Source organism: Pseudarthrobacter sp. CCNWLW207 (assembly GCF_037203945.1).
GTDB lineage: Bacteria > Actinomycetota > Actinomycetes > Actinomycetales > Micrococcaceae > Arthrobacter.
In genome coordinates this window covers 678434-685108 of record NZ_JBBCBS010000001.1, presented here as the reverse complement: position 1 = coordinate 685108, position 6675 = coordinate 678434, and the positions used below count along the sequence as shown (strand labels likewise).

The following is a 6675-nucleotide window of genomic DNA, read 5'->3' as shown; positions in this document are numbered from 1 at the left end:
GAACCCGGAAGCTAAGACCCACAGCGCCGATGGTACTGCACCCGGGAGGGTGTGGGAGAGTAGGTCACCGCCGGACACACATTAGGCTCAGGCCCCGACAAACACGTCGGGGCCTGACCCATTTAACACACACACCACCCACCACCACCTGCACCCGTTTGGGCCAGCCTCACCCGAAGATTCGCCACGACTGCGGTCCTCGGGGTGATTGATTGGGCGCGGGTAAAGTTGCTGTCCATGGATAACCTCTTCAGCCATGCCGGTGGCCCCTCCCCGGATCCTGCCGACGCTCCGGACGCTCTGGACCCCCTCATCCTTACTGTGACTGTCCCCTGCCACGTTGCCCAGGCCTTTGCCGGCTTTACGGACCACACTCACCTCTGGTGGCCGCTGGAATCCCATGGCGTCTATGGGGCTGGGTCGTACGTGGAATTCGAAGAGAACCTGATCCTGGAAACGGCTGACGACGGCAGGACATCCATATGGGGGACGATCGACGACTGGCAGCCACCGCTGTCTTTCCATGCGACCTGGCACCCCGGGACCACGGCGTTGTGGTCCACGGAGCTGCGTGTCGCCTTCAGGGCCGTTCCTGAGGGGACCGAGGTCCGCCTGGTCCACGACGGCTGGGAGGGCGCTGAGGATCCGGCACGTGCGCGCGCTGAGTACGCCGCAGGTTGGCCCGTGGTGCTTGAGCGCTATGTGCGCTTTATGGGCGGCACTCCGGATGAAGGCGATGAAGGCGAACTAGGATAGCGCCGAGGGCGGTACGGCCGTACTCGTCCGGATGATCAGCTCCGTGGGGTACTCCCGGTCGGTTGCAGCGGGGGGAGCGGCCGTGCGGGCGGCGCGGCCATCACCGGGGATCCCGGCGTCGAGCGTTTCGAGCAGCAGCCGGGCTGCGAGGGCACCTTGGCCGCGGGCGTCCTGGTCGATGGTGGTTAGGCCAAAGACGTCGCCCAGTTCGTGGCCGTCCATGCCTATGACGGACAGGTCCTCCGGAACCCGCAGGCCGAAGTCCCGGGCAGCGAGGATAGTGCCTATGGCCATCTCGTCCGAGGCCGCGAAGACCGCCGTCGGCCGTTCCGTCCCCAGTCCCAGCAGCTTTCGTGCACTCGCGTAGGCGCCCTGGATAGTGAAGTCTGCTGAGATCTGCCACTCCGGCTGGACGGGCAAGCCGGCATCCTTCATGGCAGCCACAAATCCGGCCTGGCGGATTCCAGGCAGCTTGAACTCCTGATTCAATGCGGGATCACCGGTCATGTGGGCGATGCGTGTGTGGCCCAGCTGGATCAGGTGGTTGGTCGCCAGGCGGGAGAGGCCGGAATCATTGATTCGAAGTGTAGAGGCTCCCGCCAGCGCTCCGCCGATGCCCACAATGGGACGATGGACGGCCAGGAGTTGCTGGATCTCGTCGTCGGTGAGCACCAACGCCACGGCGATCACTGCGTCGAGCCGTTTTCGGAGCAAGAAGTCCTTCAGGACGCTCTGGCGCCGCGCCGGCTGGTCGCCCACGTTGTACAGCGTGAGGTCATAGCCGGCGTCCAGCAAAGTCTCGGAGACTCCCTCCAGCACGGATGAGAAGTACCAGCGGTGCACGGACGGCAGAACGAGGCCAACATTGTGGTTGCGTCCCGACGCCAGGCTCGACGCATGGTATGACGGGACAAAGCCAAGTTCCTCGGCAGCTGCCTTTGCTAGTTTGCGGCTCTTAGCCGAGACGTTCGCCTTCCCGCTCAGTGCCCGCGACACTGTAGCAATGGACAGGCCGGCGCGGTCGGCAACATCTTTGATGCCTGCCATAAGTACTACTCCGTGTCGCCGTGCACCAACTGCAGCCAGACGGTTTCACCGGAGGCCAAGAAGTGGCCGGAGTCCGGATCGGCACTGCGGAGAAGGACGTTGCCTGCAGGCATTTCCAGCGGCTCGTGGTTAAGGTTCATAAGCACCAGCGTAGTGCCGTTGACATAAGCGAGGGAGGAACCGGTGCACCATTCCTCAGCCCACGCCAAGGAACCACGGCCCAGGCCCAGCTCCCGCCGCAGCGCCAGGGTGCGGCGGTACAGGTTCAGGTGCGACGACGGCGATGCGGCCTGGACATCCCGCGCCAGCTCGTTAAACGCGGCCGGCAGCGGGAGCCACGGCTGCTCCCCGGAGCCAAAGCCCAGGTGGAGTTCAGCAGCCTTCCAAGGAAGGGGAACCCTGCACCCATCGCGCCCCAGCCGTTCCCCGCCGGTCCTCGCGAACGTGGGGTCCTGCCGCATGCCTTCAGGGATGTCGATCCCATCCGGCAATCCGAGCTCTTCACCCTGGTAGAGGTAAGCCGCGCCGGGAAGGCCAAGCATAAAGAGCGAAGCCGCGGCAGCACGCCTTCGGCCCAGTGCGGTGTCGGGCTGCGGGTCCGCAGGACCGATGCCGTCACCGTCGCGGGGGCCGAAGCCGTTGTAACCAAAGCGGCTGGCGTGCCGCACGACGTCGTGGTTGGAAAGCACCCAGGTGCTGGGGGCACCCACGGAGTCCAGGACTGTCAGCGAGTCCGTGATGACGCCCCGCAGCCGGTAAACGTCCAGGCCAGCGTGCAGGTACGGGAAGTTGAAGGCCTGGTGCATTTCATCGGGCCGGACCCAATCCGCGAGGCGGTGGAGATCAACGCTTGCTTCAGCGCAAAGAATCCTGTCCGGACCGTATTCGTCCAGGATCCGGCGCCAGGCGCGGTAGATGTCATGGATGGCCGGCTGACCAAACATGGGAGCCTCGTGGCCGGGGAAGCCATCCGAGCTGCCGCCGTCGGCCCGTCCACCCCAAGCCGGAAGGCCTGGAGCCTTGACCAGCGCGTGCGCCACGTCCACGCGGAAGCCGGACACACCGCGGTCCAGCCAGAAGCGGAGAACACGTTCAAACTCCGTATGGACGGCAGGGTTGTCCCAGTTGAAGTCAGGCTGTGATGAATCGAAGAGGTGCAGGTACCACTGCTCCGGTCGGCCATCGGGTCCAGTGACGCGCGTCCACGCCGGTCCACCGAAGTGGGACTGCCAGTTATTGGGAGGCTCTTGTCCTTCATGGCCGCTGCCGTCGCGGAAAATGAACATGTCGCGCTCGGGGCTTCCGGCCGGTGCGGCCAATGCGGCCTGGAAAGCCGTGTGCTGGTCCGAGCAGTGATTGGGGACCAGGTCAACGATGACGCGCAGGCCCAAGCGGTTGGCCTCGGACATCATGATGTCAAAATCGCCCAACGTGCCGAAGAGCGGGTCCACGTCGCAGTAGTCGCTGACGTCATACCCGGCGTCCCGCTGGGGAGAGCGGTAGAACGGGGACAGCCAGACAGCGTCCACATCAAGCTCAGCAAGTTGCGGCAGCTCCGCCGTGATACCGGCGATGTCGCCGATGCCGTCCCCGTTGAGGTCGCGGAAGGACCGGGGGTACACCTGGTAAATGACCGCTGAGCGCCACCAGCCCGGGGCTTTGTCGGCGTCGTGGATGAGGGTCAGCGGACCGGCCAGTGGTGCGGTGGCAGTGATCACGGAATCAACAGACATGCGGAAAAGCATATCCGGACAGCGCAACAAATGGAAACGCTTCCATCTATGTGAACACAAGCCTGCTTACGGTTTTAGTGCTTGTACTCGACCTTGGCTGGAAGCGTTTGCAGGTGGCTTGTTGAGCATCATTGCTGGTCAGGTCGCCAGCAGGCCCGCCCTAGACTGGAGGAAAACAGCGACGACGAAACTGGAGGCTGCGTGGGCAGCATCGTAACGGAACTCGAAAGTGTCCTTGGGCCGGGTCAGGTCGATGCCGACGAGGTCACACTCGCCCGGTACGCGGTGGATCAGGCTCCGGTGGTGGACTTCCACTTGCCGCTGGCGGTGGTGTTCGCCCAGTCAGTCGAGGATGTCCAGGCGGCCGTGCGGTGTTGCGCCAGCAGGGGGATCGCGCTGGTGGCCCGCGGCGCGGGGACCGGGGTTTCCGGAGGCGCCCACGCCAGCAGGAATTCGGTTGTTTTGTCCCTGGAACGGATGGACCGCATCCTGGACCTTAACCCCGACGACGAGACCGCCGTCGTCGAACCCGGCGTCATTAACGCTGTCTTGAACCAAGCTGCTGCCGTCCACGGCCTGATGTACGCGCCTGATCCGGCGAGCTTCCGCACCTCCACGATCGGTGGCAACGTTGCCACCAACGCCGGTGGCCTGCGGTGCGCGAAGTATGGGGTCACGCGGGACTCTGTGCTGGCACTGGACGTGGTACTCGCAGACGGATCCCTGATCCACACCGGGCACCAAACGTTCAAAGGTGTTGCCGGGTACGACCTCACCGGACTCTTCGTGGGCTCCGAGGGGACGCTGGGCATCGTGGTTGGCATTACCGTCCGGCTGAAGTATCTGCCGCGGGACGTGCAGACCATCGCGGCGTTCTATCCGGACTTCAGGCTGGCCGCCGCCGGTGTCCTGGCCGTGGGCAGGGCCCGTGTCCAGCCGGCCATCATGGAACTGCTCGACGGCGGTACGCTGGCCCAGCTGGACAGCATCCACGGCTCGGACCTCAGCGCGCGCGGACGCTCCTTGCTGCTCATCCAGACCGATGGTTTCGGTGCGGTGGCGGAGGCAGAAGTTGTCCGCAGGGTGCTGGCGGACGGCGGAGCCTTGGTCACCACCGAGTCCACCGCCGAGGCCGAGCAGTTGGTGGAGTTGCGGCGCAACAGCCGCGGTGTGGAGGTCGACGACGAATACCGGGTGGGGGAGGACGTTGCCGTTCCCCGCTCACGCCTGGTGGATTACGTGGCGGCGCTGGAGGGCATCGCTGTTGCCCACGAGGTCAGCCTCAAGGTGGTGGCACACGCCGGTGACGGCAACCTGCACCCGACGTTCTGGGTGGACCGCCTGGACAATGCGGTGGATGAGGGCGCCATGGAACGCCTGAACCTGGCCTTGGATGATTCCATCGACGCAGCACTGGAGATGGGCGGCACTATCACCGGCGAACACGGCATCGGACAATACAAGTTGCGCTGGCTGGGACTGGAGCAACCGGAACCGGTCCGGGAGCTGCAGCGCCGGATCAAGGAACTCTTTGACCCGGCAGGCATCCTGAATCCGGGCAAGGCCATCTAAGCCCGCTGCCCCCGGTCCCAACTAGGTAGCAGGTGATGTCGTTATGAGCGCTCAAAACGACATCTGCTGCTACCTAGTTGGGGTATTAACACAGCCGTGCTGCCACGCTATGGAAGATGGTCAGTCGTCGACGTCCGGGTATTCGTCGATGCTTTCATCGGCGCCGTACCTGGACTCCTCAGTTTCCACTTCGAGGATCTTCAGCATCTCGGTGTCCGGGTTCAGCATGATGGCTGCCTCATCCCGGCGGTGCCGAAGGATGGAGTCGATGTAGGACTGCACCGCTTCCGCCAGGGGAATGTGCCGTTCCTGCTTCTCTGACATATACCAGCGGTGCTCCAGTACTTCGTGGACCGCTTCGGCGGGCTCAAGCTTGCGGGAAAGGTCCCGCGGGATGGACCGGACGATGGGCTCAAAGACCTGGCTGACCCAGAGGTGGGCACTGTATTCCTCGTCCATCTCCGGGTTGTTGTCCGCCCGGAACGAGTCCATGTCGTTGAGCAGTCGCCGTGCCTGGTTCTCCTGCGCATCCAATCCCGTCAGGCGCAGCAGCCGGCGCATATGGTGCCCGGCGTCCACCACCTTGGGCTGCAACTGGATCGTGGAACCGTTCTGCGTGGTTTTGATGGCATATTCTTCGACGTCGAAACCCAGCTCGTTGAGTCGGCGGATGCGGGCGCCCACGCGCCAGCGTTCGCCGAGTTCGAAGGATTCCTTTTCTGTCAGCTCGGTCCAGAGGCGCCGGTAGCTGTCCATAATGAGTTCGCTGGTGGCAACGGGATCCACCTTCTCCTCAATCAGGCCGCCGTCCAGGAGGTCCATCAGCTCACCTGCGATGTTGACCCGGGCGATTTCGAGGTCGTACTCTCGCTGCCCGGTGGACAGGTCCGGATACAGCTCGCCGGTCTCCGCGTCCACGAGGTAGGCCGCGAAGGCGCCGGCGTCACGGCGGAACAGGGTGTTGGAGAGCGAGACGTCGCCCCAGTAGAAGCCGATGAGGTGAAGACGGACCATCAGGAGGGCCTGGGCGTCAATGAGGCGGGTGAGGGTGTCCTTGCGCAGCATCTGGGAGAACAACGCGCGGTACGGCATCGAGAACTTCAGGTGGCGGGTGACGAGCACCGGATTCAGGGGCCGGCCGTCCAGCGTGGTCCGGCCCGTGATCACGGCTACGGGTTCAACGCAGGGCACGTCCAGCCGGGCGAGTTTCCGCAGCATGTGGTACTCGTGGCGGGCCACATGTTCGGATGTTTCCTTGATGGCGATGACAGAGCCGCCCAGATGGGCGAAGCGCACGATGTGCCGGGAGATGCCGCGGGGGAGAGCGGCCAGGTTTTCGGCGGGCCAGTCCTCAAGGGCGATGTGCCACGGGAGGTCCAGGAGCTCCGGATCCGCGGCGGCCGCCGTGATGTTCAACGAGCTGGAGACCGCGGAGAGTTTGTCGTCATTGGCGCTTGCCGCCTCAAACCGTGGCAGTTTACCGATCTGCGCGTAGTCGGTGGGTTCGTCGTGCCACTGGGCGCTGTTTTCCTCGGTCATGGGGTCAATTCTTCCGTACATAGGGCGG

The 6675-nt window shown here is 64.3% G+C and carries 5 protein-coding genes and 1 rRNA gene; 3 read left to right on the top strand and 3 right to left on the bottom strand.

Translation table 11 applies throughout. The annotated features are described in order from the left end of the window. Together rrf and V9L17_RS03055 are read left to right on the top strand one after the other, a co-directional pair. Nucleotides 1–76: ribosomal RNA gene (gene rrf / locus V9L17_RS21265) — 5S ribosomal RNA — on the top strand; the annotation flags it as partial. Nucleotides 77–237: 161 nt separating this feature from the next. Then, on the top strand, nt 238–756 hold the full coding sequence (locus V9L17_RS03055; RefSeq protein WP_337350412.1) for an SRPBCC domain-containing protein: 519 nt from the start codon (nt 238–240) through the stop codon (nt 754–756). Here V9L17_RS03055 and V9L17_RS03050 read toward each other — a convergent pair. Then, nucleotides 748–1803, bottom strand: coding sequence for a LacI family DNA-binding transcriptional regulator (locus V9L17_RS03050; protein WP_337350411.1), 1056 nt, complete (start codon nt 1801–1803; stop codon nt 748–750). The genes V9L17_RS03055 and V9L17_RS03050 overlap by 9 nt on opposite strands. 5 nt (nt 1804–1808) lie before the next feature. After that, the gene (locus tag V9L17_RS03045; RefSeq protein ID WP_337350410.1) at nt 1809–3536 is read right to left on the bottom strand and encodes a glycoside hydrolase family 13 protein; all 1728 of its coding nucleotides are present in this window, start codon (nt 3534–3536) and stop codon (nt 1809–1811) included. Between the two features lie 201 nt (nt 3537–3737). Between V9L17_RS03045 and V9L17_RS03040 the strand changes: the two genes are divergently transcribed. Continuing rightward, entirely contained in the window at nt 3738–5108 is a 1371-nt protein-coding gene (locus V9L17_RS03040; RefSeq protein ID WP_337350409.1) for an FAD-binding oxidoreductase, read from the top strand. 120 nt (nt 5109–5228) lie between these two features. On the opposite strand, the gene V9L17_RS03035 is transcribed toward V9L17_RS03040, so the two are convergent. Next, entirely contained in the window at nt 5229–6647 is a 1419-nt protein-coding gene (locus V9L17_RS03035; protein WP_337346298.1) for a DUF4032 domain-containing protein, read from the bottom strand. Between the last annotated feature and the right edge of the window lie 28 nt (nt 6648–6675).